We start from the raw sequence: 16,915 nt of genomic DNA on the forward strand, positions 1-16,915 counted from the left end.
TCTGTGCGTGGTGTTACAACGAGTTGCCGCATGAATCCAGATGGTTGAATGCATTCAGAGAGCAAAATGCAACATATTCTCTGTTTTAATTTGCACTGTAACGCCTCAGACACGCTCTTGATCGGCATCGGGGCAAGGAACATGCTAATTTCGCCATACGAATCAATGATAAGATTTCACATTTATTTACAGTGAGCTTATTGAAGTTGAACAGGATGCAAAAACTTGACTGAATTGTTTGCTCTTTTCCGCAAAGCAGCTTTTGCTGGAATGATCGGCATTTTTGCCGCTCATGCCCCGGCGCATGCAGCAAACAATGTTACGCCGGATTACGCACTTTCAATGCATGGCGATGTTGCGCTTCCTGCCGGTTTTACGCATTTTCCCTATGCCAACCCCGATGCTCCGCAAGGCGGAACACTCAGAACAGGTGTTGTGGGCACATTCGACAGCCTTAATCCGTTTGTGCTTAAAAGCATGCGCACAACAGCACGCGGCGTGTTTGGCGATCAGGATTTCGGCAATCTGGTCTATGAAACGCTGATGCAACGCTCGCGTGACGAGCCTTTCACGCTTTATGGTCTGCTTGCCGAAAAAGTTGCAATCGATCCTGAACGCAAATGGATTGAGTTCACCCTCAACCCGCAAGCCAGGTGGTCTGATGGACAACCTGTAACTGTCGATGATGTGCTGTTTACCTATGATATTTTGACTGAAAAGGGCCGGCCACCTTATAACAACCGCATGAGCCGCATCGAAAAAATCGAAAAAACCGGCGAAGGCTCGGTGCGCTTTGTGTTCAATGACAAGTCAGATCGTGAATTTCCGCTGCTGATTGCCGGAAATATGCCCGTATTGCCTAAACATGCAATCGACCCGGCCAGTTTTGGCAATTCCACCCTTCAACCACCGCTTGGCAGTGGACCATATATCATATCGAATGTGCAGCCAGGACAGCGGATCATCTATAAGAAAAATCCCAACTATTGGGGCAAAGATCTGGCTGTGCGACGCGGTTTTGATAATTTTGATACATTCAGTATCGAATATTATCGCAATGAAACCGCGCTGTTTGAGTCCTTTAAAAAGGGACTGCTTGATGTATTCATTGAAGCCAACCCGACCCGCTGGGAAAAATCCTATGATTTCCCGGCAGTGACACAGGGCAAGGTCATCAAGGAAAGCTTTGAAAAAGGCACCCCTGCAAATATGCTGGGATTTGTCTTCAATACACGTCGCCCGGTATTTGAAGACCCGCGCGTGCGGCAAGCGCTTGGCTTGTTGTTTGATTTTGAATGGGCCAATCGCAATCTTTTTGCAGATCAGTACAATCGTTTGCAAAGCTTCTGGCAAGGCTCGGAATTATCATCAATTGGCAAGGCGGCCAATGCGCGCGAGCGTGAACTGCTTGCACCTTTTCCAAAAGCCGTGCGTGAGGACGTGATGGATGGAAGCTGGCGGCCTTCCAAAACCGACGGCACCGGGCATGATCGCGGCCCGGCCAAACGAGCTTATGAGCTTCTGATTGAGGCCGGTTATTCGATTGAAAACGGCCAGGCAACAGACCCATCCGGCAAGCCGTTGCAATTTGAAATCATGACGCGCTCTGTGGATGAAGAAAAAATAGCGCTGGCCTATAAGCGCAATCTTGCACGACTTGGCATCAATGTCGAAATTCGAAGCGCTGACGATGCGCAATATCAGCAACGTTTACAAACCTTCGATTATGATATGATCCTTGGTGCTTTGACCGGCTCGCTTTCCCCCGGCAATGAGCAATGGATGCGTTGGGGTTCTGCATCGCGCGATGCACAGGGCAGCTTCAATTATGCAGGCGTTGCCGATCCGGCGGTTGATGCCATGATCGAGGCGATACTTGCAGCACGCGACAGAGATGACTTTGTAAGTGCTGTGCGTGCGCTTGATCGCATTCTCATCTCGGGCGACTATTATATCCCGCTCTATTACCTGCCTTATCAGTGGGTTGCACGCTGGGACCGGATTGGACGCCCTGAAAAAACATCGCTTTACGGCTATCATCTGCCAACATGGTGGCAGGCAGAGCAATAGGCCTTGTTGATCGCAGTCTAATTCACCCTATATTTTCGATCTAAAATTAAGAAGTCAGCGACAGGGTAATCCTGCCGCCTGCTGAATGGAGCACCTTATGACCATCAGAAAAATCACCATCGACGTTGTGTCCGATGTCGTCTGTCCATGGTGTTTCCTTGGCCGCAAAAGACTTGAACAGGCACTTGAGATGACGCCGGAGGTTGATGCAGAAGTGCGCTGGCGCCCTTATCAGCTTGATCCGGCAATACCTGCGCAAGGCAAGGATCGTGAGACCTATATGCGCGAAAAATTCGGCAATGGCTCGAAGATCGATGATATTCACAAACAGCTCACCGAGCTTGGTGAAGAAAACGATATTGTCTTTGATTTTGAGGCAATTACCCGTGCGCCCAACACGCTTGATGCGCATCGCCTGATCCATTGGGCAGCACAGGCTGGTCCCGGTCTGCAAGACAAGCTGGTGGGACGGCTGTTCTCGCTCTATTTCGAGCAGGGACAGGATATTGGCGACCATGAGGTTCTGGTGGATGCTGCCGCAAGCATCGGCATGGAAGCCCCCATCGTTGCACGACTTTTGCAAAGTGATGCTGACAAGGACACAATCCGCGAAGAAATCGACACCGCCAATCGCATTGGTGTACGTGGTGTTCCGTGTTTTATCATTGATCAGAAATATGCTGTCATGGGTGCGCAATCAGCTTCAGCCCTCGCCGATGCCATCCAGCAAACGGCAGAAGGCTTTGAGCCGGGTATTTCTGAAGATCGATAAACCTAATCAGCGGCGGGTTAACCCGCCGCAATTTTGGCAAGCTGCGTCATGATAACGGCTGATCCATTCAGGCGCTTTTCAGGCGTTGGCCAATCGCGGATGAAGACAATGCTCTGATCCGGCCTGATCTTGGCCATGGAGCCATGTTCGCCGATCATCTTTACCAAACCAACCGGATTGTTGAATGTCGCATTGCGGAACTGGATAACCACGCCCTTCGGACCGGCATCCAGCTTTTCAACATTGGCGCGGCGGCAAAGTGCCTTGATGTAAACGATTTTCAACAGATGCTGAACCTCTTCCGGCAATGGGCCGAAACGGTCAATCAGCTCTGCGCCAAATGCATCAATATCCTGCGGCTCGGCAAGATCAGCAAGACGACGATAAAGCCCAAGACGCAATTGCAGATCCGGCACATAGGCTTCCGGGATCATCACGGCTGTGCCGATGGCAATCTGTGGCGACCACTGGCTGTCCTCAACTTCAATCGTTCCCTTGAGCGTCGCAACAGCTTCTTCCAGCATCTGCTGGTAAAGTTCAAAACCCACTTCCTTGATATGGCCCGACTGTTCCTGACCAAGCAGGTTGCCCGCGCCGCGAATATCCATATCGTGGCTTGCAAGCTGGAAACCCGCACCAAGCGTATCAAGCGATTGCAGCACTTTAAGACGACGCTCGGCGGTAGGGGTCAGAGTGCGGTTTGCAGGCAGTGTGAACAGTGCAAAAGCACGCTGTTTGGAGCGGCCCACACGTCCGCGCAACTGATAAAGCTGCGACAGGCCAAACATATCGGCGCGATGCACGATCATCGTATTGGCGGTTGGAATATCAAGGCCGGATTCCACGATAGTCGTCGACAAAAGCACATCATATTGCCCGTCATAAAATGCATTCATGATGTCATCGAGCACGCCCGGCGCCATCTGGCCATGGGCTACGGCCACTTTCAGCTCAGGCACATGTTCCTTCAGGAACTCTTCAATCTCGCTGAGGTCGGCAATGCGCGGACAGACATAGAAGCTCTGGCCACCACGATAGCGCTCACGCAACAATGTTTCGCGGATGACCAGCGGATCAAATGGTGAAACAAAAGTACGCACGGCCATGCGGTCAACGGGTGGTGTCGTAATCAGCGAAAGCTCACGCACACCCGTCAGTGCCAACTGCAATGTGCGCGGAATTGGTGTGGCCGAAAGGGTCAGAACGTGAATGTCAGATTTCAGCTCCTTGAGCCTCTCCTTATGCTTCACACCAAAATGCTGCTCTTCATCAATGATAAGAAGGCCAAGATTTTTGATCTTGATCGAATTGCCCAGCAGCGCATGGGTGCCAATCACAATATCGACTGTGCCATCTTCCAACCCCTTCTTGGTAGCGGCAAGTTCCTTTGCCCCGACAAGACGCGATGCATGGGCAACAGTGACCGGCAAACCATGAAAACGGGTTGAGAAAGTCTTGAAATGCTGGCGCGACAGCAATGTGGTCGGGACGACGACTGCCACCTGAAAGCCGCTTAAAGCTGCAACAAAAGCGGCGCGAAGCGCCACTTCGGTTTTACCGAAACCAACGTCACCACAGATGAGACGATCCATCGGCTTTCCGGCACCAAGATCATCGGTGATTGCATCGATAGCGCGAAGCTGATCTTCGGTTTCGTCATAAGGGAAGCGGGCGGCAAATTCTGCATAAAGCCCTTCGGGTGGCTGCATAACCGGCGCACCACGCATCTGGCGTTCGGCTGCAATCTGGATCAGATGACCCGCAATCTCAAGCAGGCGTTTCTTGAGTTTGGCCTTGCGCATCTGCCATGCGCCGCCACCAAGCTTATCAAGAACAGCCTCTGAACCTTCAGACCCGAAACGCGATAACAGCTCGATATTTTCAACGGGCAGAAACAGCCGATCATCACCGGCATAATGAATTTCCAGACAATCATGCGGCGCGCCCGCTGCCGTAATCGTCTTAAGCCCTATAAAGCGACCAATACCGTGATCGACATGAACAACAACATCACCAGCCGAAAGCGATGCAACTTCGGAAATGAAATCCTGATCGCGCTTGCGGCGCTTGGAACGGCGCACAAGGCGGTCGCCAAGAATATCCTGCTCGGCAACAACAACCAGATCACCCGCATCAAAACCACTTTCAACCGCCAGAACCGCCGCCGTGATCTTGTCGCGCGACAACGCCTTGACCATTGAGAGCCGATCCACCGTCTCGATCTTCTCCAGCCCATGCTCGTCCAGCACTTGCAACAAACGATCAAGCGAGCCTTCCGACCATGCGGCCAGCAGCACTTTTTTACCCGCAGCACGCAGATCAGCAATATGTTTCACTGCCGCTTCAAACAGGTTCACATCGGTTGCAGCGCGTTCTTCGGCAAAGCTGCGGCCCTTATGCACATCGGCATGAATGACCACACGCCCCGAAACCTCCGGCGCACCAAATGGTGTGAAATCAATCCGCAGCCCCTTGCTTGCTGCAATTGCCTCGACTTCTTCAGGTGTCAGATAAAGCGTTTCCGGCTTGACCGGCTTATAAGGCACAGAATCGCTGCCCGGCTCCTTGCCTTCCGCCTGTCTCAGACGCGCCTCATAGTGATCGACAACCATTGTGTGGCGTTCACTCAGTGCTTCATGCACCAGATGATCAAACACCACCGGCATACCGCCTGCATGATCAAATAGGGTTTCAAGATTGTCGTAAAAGAGCGGCAGCCAATGTTCCATACCGGCAAAGCGGCGCCCTTCACTGATTGCCTGATAAAGCGCATCATCACGTTGCGGTGCGCCAAACATCGCCACGTAATTTTTGCGAAAACGGCTGATCATATCGGCTGAGAGCGAAATTTCGCTCATTGGCTGAAGCGTGAATTCCTTGCGTGCGCCCGTGGTGCGCTGCGAAGCCGGATCAAATGCGCGGATTGTTTCAAGCGTATCGCCGAAAAAATCAAGCCGCAGCGGTTCTTCCGAACCTGGTGCATAAAGATCGAGAATGCCGCCACGCACCGCATATTCGCCAATGTCGCGCACAGTCGAAACACGCTCAAAACCATTGCGCTCAAGCCGTGCACCCAGATCATTCATATTGAGCTGATTGCCGGGACGTGCAGAAATAACCTGTTCCGCAATCGCCGCCTGTGGCGGCAGCTTTTGCAAAATGGCATTGGCTGTCGTGATAATAATGGCCGGATGCGGCGATCGTTTCAAAGAAGCCAAAGCGCCAAGCGCCGAGAGCCTGCGTGCGGAAGCATCTGCACCCGGCGATACACGATCATAGGGCAGACAATCCCATGCCGGCAAATGCAGAACCGGCAGGTCCGGCGAGACAAAATTCAGCACCTGTTCGAGATCGGCAATGCGCTGACCATCACGCACAATATATAAAACTGGCCCGCGTTCTCCAATCTCTTCAACCAGTCGTGCAAGACAAAAGGCTTCAAAACCATCAGCAACGCCATCAATGACGATATGCTGGCCATTTTTAAAGCTTGAGCCGGTTTTAAGACCAAGTTTGCTGAATACGGGCATCGGTATTTATTCTCAGAATTCTATACGGTCACGGAAAGCGATAATGTCGCGGAATAAAGGCGTGTCATATTCCTGCGGTGTTTCGCTTTCACCTGTCACCCATTTCAGAAGGTCACGGTCCAGCACTTCAAGAATATGCTCAAACTCGTCAAGCTCAGCTTCAGTAAAGCCGGGAAGATACTGATCGGCATATTGGCCAAGGATCAGATCCATCTCACGCATGCCACGATGCCAGGCGCGAAACAAAAGCTTGCGACGCCTTACATCAAGATTTCCTGCCGCAAGTGTGCTGCCAGTCATTGTTTGTGCGCTCCGTTAAAAAATATGTTGCCGGTATATAGCATCATCCATGCAAGTGGGAACCCGTTTCCGTAATAAGAACAAAAATAGTACAAAACTATTTCAATGGCTTGCACATCAAAGCAAAGCAGTTAATGCTCCGATTATGCGTCCGTCTTTGCTTGATCCGTTTTTCGCTTCCGTCCGCTCACTTTCCGGCATTGGCCCGAAAGTGGCAGCTCTGCTTGGCAAATTATTGGGCACAGATGTGCCCGGCACTGAACCTAAGGTTGGTCAGCTTCTGTTTCTGCCGCCCCATAGTGTTATAGACCGCCGCAACCGCCCCGGCATCGCTTTTGCGCAAGAGGGAGCAATTGTCACGCTGGAGGTGAAAGTCGATCAGCATCAGCCGGCACCGCGCGGCAAAGGCAATGTCCCGCATCGGGTGTTTGCCCATGATGATACCGGCGAAATCGCTCTCACCTTCTTCCATGCACAATTGCCTTGGCTTGAAAAAATGCTGCCCGAAGGCGAAACCGTCATTGTGTCCGGCAAGGTCGAATGGTTCAATGGACGTGCCTCAATGGTGCACCCGGATTATATCGCAAGCTTGGAAGATGCGGCCAGTCTGCCGCTGGTCGAGCCGGTTTATCCGTTAACCGCTGGCCTTTCATCGAAAACCCTTGGCCGCGCGATGAAAGAAGCGCTGACACGCGTGCCTGTTCTACCTGAATGGATCGACGGGCCGCTGATTGCGCGTGAACGTTTTGCACCATTCAAAGTTGCGCTGGAAACAATACATCTGCCAGAAGACCCAAGCGATATCGCGCTTGAAGGCATCACACGGCGCAGGCTTGCCTATGATGAATTTCTGGCAGGCCAACTGGCTCTGGCGCTGGTACGGGCCAAAACGCGCCGCCTTTCAGGGCGTCCGCTTGAAGGCAATGGACGAATTGTCACTGAAATCATGCGCCACCTGCCCTATCAATTGACCAAAGGTCAGGATCAGGCAGTGCGCGAGATCATCTCCGACCTTAAATCACCAGAACGCATGTTGCGGCTTTTGCAGGGAGATGTGGGTTCCGGCAAAACGGTTGTGGGTCTTTTATCGATGGCACATGCCGCAGAATCCGGCGGCCAGTCAGCATTGATGGCACCAACGGAAGTTCTGGCACGACAACATTTTGCAACCATTGCACCTTTGGCCGAAAAAGCTGGCCTGAAAGTGGCCCTGCTCACAGGCCGCGATAAGGGCAAGGAGCGCACAGCCACGCTTGAAGGCCTGAAAAACGGGGATATCGATATTGTCATCGGCACCCACGCACTGTTTCAGGAGAAGGTCGAATATCACGATCTGGTTTTCGTTATCATCGATGAACAACACCGTTTTGGTGTACATCAGCGTCTGATGCTGACTGCCAAAGGCACCGCACCTGATATGCTGGTCATGACAGCGACACCCATTCCGCGCACGCTGGTGCTCACTGCATTTGGCGATATGGATGTTTCCAAACTCACTGAAAAACCAGCCGGACGCCAGCCAATCACCACGGCAATTCTACCCATGGAGCGGATGAACGAACTGGTTGAACGTATCCGAAAGGCCATCCATGAAGGACAGAAGATTTACTGGATTTGCCCACTTGTGGAAGAATCCGAACTCGTCGAACTGACTTCTGCAGAAGAACGGTTTGAATCGTTAAAAGCCAGTTTTGGCAACAAGATCGGCCTTATTCATGGACGCATGAATGGCGCTGAAAAAGACGAAGCCATGCGTGCTTTCAAGCAGGGCGAAACACGGCTGCTTGTGGCCACTACCGTCATTGAAGTTGGCGTTGATGTGCCGGACGCAACTATCATCATTATCGAACATGCCGAGCGTTTTGGCCTCTCGCAATTGCATCAGTTGCGTGGACGTGTTGGGCGTGGCGACAAGCCATCCACCTGCCTGCTGCTCTATAAAGGGCCGCTTGGTGAAATCGGGCAGGCACGGCTCAAGGTCATGCGGGAAACGGAAGATGGTTTCCGTATTGCCGAAGAAGATCTGAAACTGCGCGGCGAAGGCGAGTTGCTCGGCACCCGCCAATCCGGCACGCCGGGTTTTCGGCTTGCTTCCATCGAAGCGCATGGTGATCTGCTGGAAATAGCACGCAAGGATGCCCGCTATATTCTGAACAGCGATCCTGATCTTGAAAGCCAGCGGGGACAGGCGCTGCGGGTATTGCTCTATCTCTTTGGTCGTGATGAGGCGATCCGGTTGCTGCGCGCGGGATAATAAAATGGCCGCATCGCTGCGGCCATTTTTATTTTATTCAACCGTAACAGATTTTGCCAGATTGCGCGGCTGATCAACATCCGTACCCATCAAAACAGCAGTATGATAGGCGAGCATCTGGATCGGCAAAGCATAAACAAGCGGAGCGATAAATTCCGGCACATCCGGCAAGACAATGGTCGCCATCGTATCAAGGCTTGCGCTTGCGGCACCCTTTTTATCGGTGATCAGAATGATACGACCGCCGCGTGCTGCCACTTCCTGCATGTTGGAAACGGTCTTTTCATAGAGACGATCAGACGGTGCAATGACAATGACCGGCATGGTCTCATCAATAAGCGCGATCGGACCGTGCTTCAGCTCACCGGCAGCATAGCCTTCGGCATGGATATAGGAAATTTCCTTGAGCTTCAGCGCACCTTCCATAGCCAGCGGGAAAGAAGTTCCACGGCCAAGATATAGCACATGATTGACCTTTGAAAGCTCGGTGCAAACGGCCGCAATCTGTTCTTCAAGCTTCAAAACCTGATTGATAAAACGTGGTGCCTCGGAAAGTTCCCGAACCAGTTCCTGTTCTCGTTTTTCATCAATCACGCCACGCGCTTTTGCAGCGGCAATTGCCAGCGATGCCATGGTCGAAAGCTGGCATGTGAAAGCTTTGGTTGAGGCCACGCCAATTTCAGGACCGGCAAGTGTTGGGAAAACAGCATCGGATTCCCGTGCAATGGTCGAACCGGTAACATTGACCACAGAAGCGATTTTCAAGCCCTGCTGCTTGCAATAACGCAATGATGCAAGCGTATCAGCGGTTTCACCGGACTGCGAAACGAACATTGCCAGCGAATCTTTTGAAAGCGGCATTTCACGATAGCGGAATTCTGAAGCAATATCGCTATCAACCGGCAGACGCGCAATTTGTTCAAACCAGTATTTGCCGACTGAAGCTGCATAAAAGGCGGTGCCGCAGGCCGAAATGGTCAGACGGTCAATCTTGCTGAAATCGATCTTGACCGCTTCTTCACGTACTTTACCGGTCGTGAAGTCGAGATAATGAGCGAGCGTATGCGAGATGACTTCCGGCTGCTCGAACATCTCTTTTTGCATGAAGTGACGGTGATTGCCCTTGGAAACAAGCATATTGGCGGTCTGCGATTTTTGAATCTCGCGCTCAACCTGCACATTATTCTCATCATAGATGGTCACACCCTTACGGGTCAGCACAGCCCAGTCGCCATCTTCAAGATAGGCAATCGTGTCGGTGAATGGTGACAATGCAATAGCGTCAGAGCCAAGGAACATTTCACCTTCGCCAAAGCCAACAGCCAAAGGCGGTCCCTGCCGCGCACCAATCAGCGTTTCTTCATCGCCGGAAAACAGGAAAGCAAGCGCAAAAGCGCCCTGTAACAAGGGCAGGCTATCACGCACAGCTTCAACCGGCGATTTTCCCTTTTCCAGTTCGCGCGTCACGAGATGGGCGACAGCCTCGGTATCCGTTTCGGTCTCAAACCTGTAACCGTCGGCTTCAAGCATTGTGCGCAGTTCGGCAAAGTTTTCGATAATGCCATTATGCACAACAGCCAGACGCGGTGTGATATGTGGATGCGCATTACGCTCAACCGGCTTGCCATGTGTCGCCCAGCGGGTATGACCGATGCCGATCACACCCGGAAGCGGATCAGCCGCAAGGCGCTTTTCAAGATTGACCAGCTTGCCCTCGGCGCGGCGGCGATCAAGCGTTCCATCCACCAATGTGGCAATACCGGCAGAATCATAACCGCGATATTCAAGCCGCTTCAACGCATCAACAAGACGCGGTGCGACTTCGTCATTGCCGATAATGCCGATAATTCCACACATATTGTGCTCCAAATCCGAGATTTACGCATATTGCTGCGATTTAAAACTTCTAAAGCTGAACGGCAACCCGATGGGTTGTCATTCTTCACTCTGTTTACTAATCATTTCGACGCAGTTTTAGCCGCTTTGATGGCAGCATTTTTTTCACGCAGCAACTTTCCACGACCTTCTTTGGTTTCCTGTCGTGCGCGACCAAAAGCCAGCGCATCAGCAGGTACATCATTTGTGATCGTGCTGCCTGATGCAATATAGGCATTGTCACCAATCGATACAGGTGCCACCAGCGAACTGTTTGAACCAACAAAGGCGTTTTCGCCAATCACGGTCTTAAACTTGTTATATCCGTCATAATTGCAGGTGATTGTGCCTGCACCGATATTGCTCGATGCTCCAATAATAGCATCACCGATATAGGTTAGATGATTGATCTTGGCGCCCTTGCCGACTTCTGCATTCTTCACCTCGCAGAAATTTCCAACTTTGGATTTTTCACCGAGATTTGCCCCCGGACGCAAACGCGCAAATGGCCCGATTTCGGCATTCGCTCCAATTCTGGCGCCTTCTATATGCGAAAAAGCATGAATCAGCGCACCGGATGCCACATAAACATTGGGCCCGAAAAACACATTTGGTTCGATGATGACATCGGATTCAATCAGCGTATCATGCGAAAAGAACACCGTTTCCGGTGCAACAAGCGTAACACCCGCCAGCATCATTTCCTGACGCTTGCGGTTCTGCCAGATCTTTTCAGCTTCAGCGAGTTCCGCACGATTATTGATGCCAATCACATTATCAACAGGCACTTCAATCGCCACCACATTCAAAGATTTATCATGGGCGAGCGCAACAATATCGGTGAGATAATATTCACCCTTGGCGTTTTTATTTTCAACCGCATCAAGCAAAGCAAGCGCGTGGCTACCGCGAACAGCCATAAGCCCACCATTGCAAAAACCAATCTGCTTCTGTTGTTCGGTGGCTTCCTTTTCCTCAACAATCGCTATCAGCTTGCCATTTTCTTCGATCAGGCGGCCATAGCCATGCGAACTTTCCGGGCGAAAACCTATAACGACAACATCAGCGCCATCCGCAAGCCTGTTGCGTGCCGCCTGTAATGAATGCGCTTCAATAAGCGGTGTATCGCCAAAGACAATCAGCAGATCATCATAGCCGCGTTCGATTGCTTCACGCGCAGCCAGAACTGCATGGGCCGTACCAAGACGCTCTTTCTGCTCGAAAGCCGAAACGCCATCCGTGATTTTTTCGACCGCGCTACGCACCTCATCAGCGCCCCGTCCGACCACCAGTGCAACATCACTTTTGCCTGTGCCCTGGACAGCTTTGACCACATGTGAAACGAGCGGCAAGCCTGCCACCTGATGCAGCACTTTTGGCAAATTCGATTTCATACGTGTGCCTTCGCCAGCGGCAAGCACGATGGAAAGGCAGGTACGTTCGGTCATGATATCGTCCAGAATGATTGAAGGCTTCTCTGCTCAATAGCATCAAAGCGTATATGGAAGCTTACAGCTTTTATCCCAGTCTGCCCAAAGCCGGAAATGTTTCAAGCAGCCAGAAAGAGAAAGATTGCATTCCGCCTGTCAGGAAAAGAATGCCAGCCATAATCAAAAGAACGCCCATGGCTTTTTCGACTTTACCCAGATGGACACGAAAACGGGATAAAAATCGCATGAAAGCGCCCGAGAAAAGGGCAGCAATCAAAAACGGAATACCAAGCCCCAGCGAATAAACGGCCAAAAGCGCTGCGCCCTCGACGACTGTATTACTGCCGCCTGCCAAGGTGAGGATCGGCCCCAGAACCGGGCCAATACACGGTGTCCAGCCAAATGCAAAAGCCAGCCCCATCACATAAGCGCCCAATGGTGTTGCGGGTGCACTTCTTGCCTGAAAACGAGCCTCACGCGACAGAAAAGAAAACCGCAGCACCCCAAGGAAATTAAGGCCCATCAGGATGATGACAACACCGGCCACCATTGCAATTTCCTGCTGCCACATACGCAGGAAAGCACCAATCGATGATGCACCGGCGCCAAGAGCGACAAAAACAGTGGTAAAACCGAGTACAAAGCAAATAGCTGCAAAAGCAAGCGAACGCCTGTGTGAAGGAGCTGCCGCAATACGCGCTTGCTTGTCAGCACGAAAATCTTCCACGCTCACACCCGCCATATAGCAAAGATAAGGCGGAACCAGTGGCAGGACACAGGGCGAAAGAAACGACAGGGCACCTGCACCGGCAGCTGTCAGATAAGAAACACTAAGCACTAAAACCTCATAATATCAGACAGGCTAATTATTATCTCAAACATACAAATAGCTCTAGTCATTTGTTTTTGAACAATGACTGATGCAGCTTGTCAAAAATTCTTAATTTATCGCAAAACCTTGGTGGCGAGCGCCTATCCACACACCTTATGGCACCAGTGTGGCGCTACTTTCAATATGGAACCCATTCGAGCACCAGTTCACCCCTGGTATCACTTGGCTTTCGGAAATATTGCAGACGGATGCTGGATTATTATTGTGACCGTAAAATCACGGGACGATGGTCGAAATAAAGGCAGGTACAGCGACCTGATATGGACCAGCCTGAACAGAAGCTTTAATTTCATATAATATACAAAAAAACTCGCCCGGTTAACCGGGCGAGTTTTGTTAATTTGGCTCAGAACCTGACATTCAAAGTAGCGTTAAAGCCATTTTGTTTGGCTCCATTTCCATATTGGCCACTATAATTAATGCCAAGTGTGGAAATCTTGCTCAAATCGACTTCAAAGCCTGCTCCAAGAACTGCAACATCCTTGGCAATAGCCACGCCATCTACACTAAATGCCTGGCTGCCGCCAAAGGACTGAAGAGATGATGGGATAATATCGCCATATGCATGGCGCCATCCAAGCGTTCCCGTCAATTTGGCATTTGTGGCACCAAGGGCAATCGTTGAGGCCGCACGCAGACCCAATGTTGTAAAGGTCGTGTTTGTCGTATCTTTCTCAACGGACAGAGCCGCGTTGCCACCCTGCTCGGTGAAGCCATTCGTGCGCAAACTGATATGCGAAAGATTTGCAAATGGCTCAAACGAAGCAGATGCCGTATCAATACGATAACCGACTTCACCAAAGGCCTGAAGCGAACGGGCGTTGTAATCTGCACTCAAGCTATCTTCAAAACCGGAATACCATACCGAGCGTGACGCATCAATCTTGTGCCAGCTCTGCACCAGACCCAAACGCAGGCCGATAGCATCCCACTGATTACCGCCGTAAATTCCCAGATGCCAGTTATCGCTGGTGGCAGAGGATGAACGGTTTTTCCCATCCAGATCAGTTTTGCTATACCCACCGGCAATACCAAGCCTCCAGTTGGATTGCAGAGCAAAATCTACACCCGATATGAAGCCGCCAACCGAAGTTTTCAAACCACCAGCATTGTCGTTACCAGATTGATTAACCCAGGAGCCAAAACCGGTTGCCCAGAGCGCATAGCTATTTGAGGCCTCTGCCGAGGTTGCACGATCAATCGCCTGTGCGCCGGAAGATTTCGAAACCTTTGCATAGGACAATGCAGGGACATTCGTTGCTGCAACCCCATCGAATGCCCCACGCAGACGCTCATTGATAGCATCAGCGCTCAGGTGAGACGTTTCGATCAAACCGGATTTATTCGATGCATAGCTGTCACCTGAGAGTTGCTCAAATGCCTGACGGGCACCGGAGGCATCCAGCAGGGAAACAGAATTCACCAATGTATTCTGTAAATTCAGGCTATCAAGCGCATCAGCAGTTGCTGCCTGATTAGCAGTCTCGGCCACGCTGGAAAAAGCAACATCATTTCGGCTGAGCGTCAACTGAACTTCCTGCTTATCAAGCGGCAACGCAGACCGATAGGCAACCTGTTCAGCTTCTTTTGTGTAGCTAAGCTCAGGATCGATGAACACCAGATCTTCGCTAAACTCAACATTGTCAAATTTTGTGCCGCCAAAACTGTTTGCGGTCAAAATCGTATAGGCACTGCCAATCTTATACCCATCCAATGGAGTAACCTTGACAGAGCCAGCAAGGTTTGCGGTTCCATTAACTTCTATACGATCAGAATTGCCATTTTTATCTATTTCGACCAGATAAGTCGATTCACTGCCCAGTGTAAGATCTTTACCAACAGTAATTACGCCAAGCGAATTACCCGGCCCAATCGAACCATTACTCGTAACATTACCGGAAATTATCCAGTTTCCGCCAAGGACAGACTGTGGGTTTATGAGCGCATCACCACCCAAGATTATTGGTGTATTATGGCCACCCTTTGTCGATGAACCTGCATGGAGCGTCAAGTCACCGGCAATAAACGCACCTTCAGGGTGGAATTCAGCTTTACTGCCAACCAGAACAAGATTGCCAGCAATAGAGGTATTCTCACCAAAGTTCAAAGTGCTACCTTTTTCAGTGGTAATATCTTTGATGCCTCGTATCGAACCGGTCCAGCTTGCACCTTCTTTGACGAAGAAGTTGGTTTGACCAACCTTATCCTCGGCCTCGTCAACAATATCGCCTTTGCTTTGCGAACCTGCATCAAGCGTAAAATTAACTGTGCCGTCCAGACCACCTTCTACGCGATTGACCTGAAGCAAAGTACCATTATTGACTGTAGCCACAGTTCCCTTACCGAAAACGATATCCGCTACATCTGCATCAGAATTCAGAAGAACACTTACAGTGGCAGCATTTTCAGATGAAAGCGACGTATCCTTGACCTCGACACGACTTGAACCGACAACGGCAATCGAGGATGCCTGATCACCGGTCGTTGTAATCGTACCACCATCAAGGGTAACGCTGCCACCATAGGTTGCGACAACACCATGCGCATAGGCGCCAGATGTTGTGACATTGGTGTTTACAACATTAAGCACGCCACCTTGGGCTGTCTGATCTTTGTAAACTGATTTACGATCATTATTGGCAACCAAAGCACTGGTATCTTTGCCAGATGTGACAATTTCTGAATTCGCAATGTTAATGGTTGATGCTGATTCAGCAATCGCACCATAGCTCTTGCTGACGATCCTTACATTATCCGCATTGATAACGCCCTGATCGACAGCATGCAGGGCCGTCGCCCAGCTCGTTCCATCCTGCGCGTTAACGGTAATCGTACCGCCCGTCAGATTGACTGTTCCGGCTGTGGAACCATCATAAACTGTGGAATTAGTACCGTTGCCACCAGCCTGCACAGCATGCGCGGCTTCACCATTGGTGGTAATATCCGCATTGCTGGTAATTGTACCGTCTTTTATCGCCAGAAGACCATAGCCACGTTTACCATCGGTGGTGATGCTGCCACCTTTAACATCCGCCTGACCACGCTCAGTGGAGAAAACACCATATGCATTTAAGCCGGTTGTTTCGATTACAGTGTCTGTCAGCGTAACCAGACCACCATCATCTGCATAAGCACCCGTAGCATTTGTGCCTGTCGTTTTGATAACCGAGTTGCTGGCAGAAACTTTACCCGCATCCACGTCCTGATCATTATTGGCGATAATGCCATGTGCACTTACGCCCGATGTGGTAATATCGGCGCCATCCAACGCGATTTCCGAGCCACTTTCAGCAAATGCACCAAAGCCATTTTTGCCGACTGTCACAATCTTGGCGGCACCTGATATGCTTCCGCCATCAATAGCATGCAGCCCGAACGAATCAGAACCTGAAGTTTCCACCGAAACCCCGGACCCCAGACGGATAAGGGAAGCATCATTGCCCGTGTAATTTTTTCCACCAGAGGCTCCGACCTGAATGCCATGCGCCTTACTGCCTTTTGTTTCGACAACTACATTGGAAACATCAAGTGTGGAATTTGAGTGAACAAGCACACCCCATGCACGTTTGCTGGAAGCACCGCTTGTTTCAGCTTTGTAAGTCTGACCTGAGATATTGTCAACAGCGTCTTTTGCAAGCGTATAAGCCGCGCCATTTACAACAGTGCCATCCGCAGAAAATGCAACCGCGCCAGAAAGGACAACGACAATAGCTGTCGAGCCCAGGACCAGTTTGGCATTTCTAGACAAAATTTTCATAAATCCCCCGTAGTAGAAACACGTTCTACAGCAAG

9 protein-coding genes are annotated in these 16,915 nt (G+C 50.9%); 3 read left to right on the plus strand and 6 right to left on the minus strand.

The window, feature by feature from the left end; genetic code table 11:
- Positions 1-270 precede the first annotated feature (270 nt).
- Entirely contained in the window at positions 271-2,070 is a 1,800-nt protein-coding gene (locus FHY56_RS14405; protein WP_140905892.1) for an extracellular solute-binding protein, read from the plus strand.
- A 97-nt stretch (positions 2,071-2,167) separates the two neighbouring features.
- Entirely contained in the window at positions 2,168-2,842 is a 675-nt protein-coding gene (locus FHY56_RS14410; RefSeq protein WP_140905858.1) for a DsbA family oxidoreductase, read from the plus strand.
- Between the two features lie 17 nt (positions 2,843-2,859).
- Here FHY56_RS14410 and mfd read toward each other — a convergent pair whose 3' ends face one another.
- Positions 2,860-6,372, minus strand: a complete 3,513-nt coding sequence (gene mfd, locus FHY56_RS14415) for a transcription-repair coupling factor (protein WP_140905859.1) — start codon at positions 6,370-6,372, stop codon at positions 2,860-2,862.
- 12 nt (positions 6,373-6,384) lie between these two features.
- A complete protein-coding gene (locus FHY56_RS14420) occupies positions 6,385-6,672 on the minus strand; it encodes an FAD assembly factor SdhE (RefSeq protein ID WP_140905860.1) in 288 nt (95 codons plus the stop codon).
- Between the two features lie 145 nt (positions 6,673-6,817).
- Here FHY56_RS14420 and recG point away from each other — a divergent pair, with 145 nt between their 5' ends.
- A complete protein-coding gene (recG, locus tag FHY56_RS14425; protein ID WP_140905861.1) occupies positions 6,818-8,926 on the plus strand; it encodes an ATP-dependent DNA helicase RecG in 2,109 nt (702 codons plus the stop codon).
- Positions 8,927-8,959: 33 nt separating this feature from the next.
- Here recG and glmS read toward each other — a convergent pair whose 3' ends face one another.
- The 4 genes from glmS to FHY56_RS14445 form a co-directional block, all read right to left on the minus strand.
- A complete protein-coding gene (gene glmS, locus FHY56_RS14430) occupies positions 8,960-10,783 on the minus strand; it encodes a glutamine--fructose-6-phosphate transaminase (isomerizing) (protein WP_140905862.1) in 1,824 nt (607 codons plus the stop codon).
- A 101-nt stretch (positions 10,784-10,884) separates the two neighbouring features.
- Positions 10,885-12,249 (minus strand): bifunctional UDP-N-acetylglucosamine diphosphorylase/glucosamine-1-phosphate N-acetyltransferase GlmU, encoded by a 1,365-nt coding sequence (glmU, locus tag FHY56_RS14435; protein ID WP_140905863.1) that lies wholly within the window; start codon positions 12,247-12,249, stop codon positions 10,885-10,887.
- A 70-nt stretch (positions 12,250-12,319) separates the two neighbouring features.
- Positions 12,320-13,069 carry a cytochrome c biogenesis CcdA family protein gene (locus FHY56_RS14440; RefSeq protein WP_140905864.1) on the minus strand — a complete coding sequence of 250 codons (750 nt, stop codon included), beginning with the start codon at positions 13,067-13,069 and terminating at the stop codon, positions 12,320-12,322.
- Between the two features lie 400 nt (positions 13,070-13,469).
- Positions 13,470-16,880, minus strand: coding sequence for an autotransporter outer membrane beta-barrel domain-containing protein (locus FHY56_RS14445; RefSeq protein ID WP_140905865.1), 3,411 nt, complete (start codon positions 16,878-16,880; stop codon positions 13,470-13,472).
- Between the last annotated feature and the right edge of the window lie 35 nt (positions 16,881-16,915).

The organism is Brucella gallinifaecis, from assembly GCF_006476605.1.
Taxonomy (GTDB): Bacteria; Pseudomonadota; Alphaproteobacteria; order Rhizobiales; family Rhizobiaceae; genus Brucella; species Brucella gallinifaecis.

Bases quoted from the DNA above. Each gene is read 5' to 3' on its own strand.
- glmU (WP_140905863.1), bottom strand. From the start codon at position 12,249: ATGACCGAACGTACCTGCCTTTCCATCGTGCTTGCCGCTGGCGAAGGC.
- glmS (WP_140905862.1), bottom strand. From the start codon at position 10,783: ATGTGTGGAATTATCGGCATTATCGGCAATGACGAAGTCGCACCGCGT.
- FHY56_RS14420 (WP_140905860.1), bottom strand. From the start codon at position 6,672: ATGACTGGCAGCACACTTGCGGCAGGAAATCTTGATGTAAGGCGTCGC.
- recG (WP_140905861.1), top strand. From the start codon at position 6,818: ATGCGTCCGTCTTTGCTTGATCCGTTTTTCGCTTCCGTCCGCTCACTT.
- mfd (WP_140905859.1), bottom strand. From the start codon at position 6,372: ATGCCCGTATTCAGCAAACTTGGTCTTAAAACCGGCTCAAGCTTTAAA.
- FHY56_RS14445 (WP_140905865.1), bottom strand. From the start codon at position 16,880: ATGAAAATTTTGTCTAGAAATGCCAAACTGGTCCTGGGCTCGACAGCT.
- FHY56_RS14405 (WP_140905892.1), top strand. From the start codon at position 271: ATGATCGGCATTTTTGCCGCTCATGCCCCGGCGCATGCAGCAAACAAT.
- FHY56_RS14410 (WP_140905858.1), top strand. From the start codon at position 2,168: ATGACCATCAGAAAAATCACCATCGACGTTGTGTCCGATGTCGTCTGT.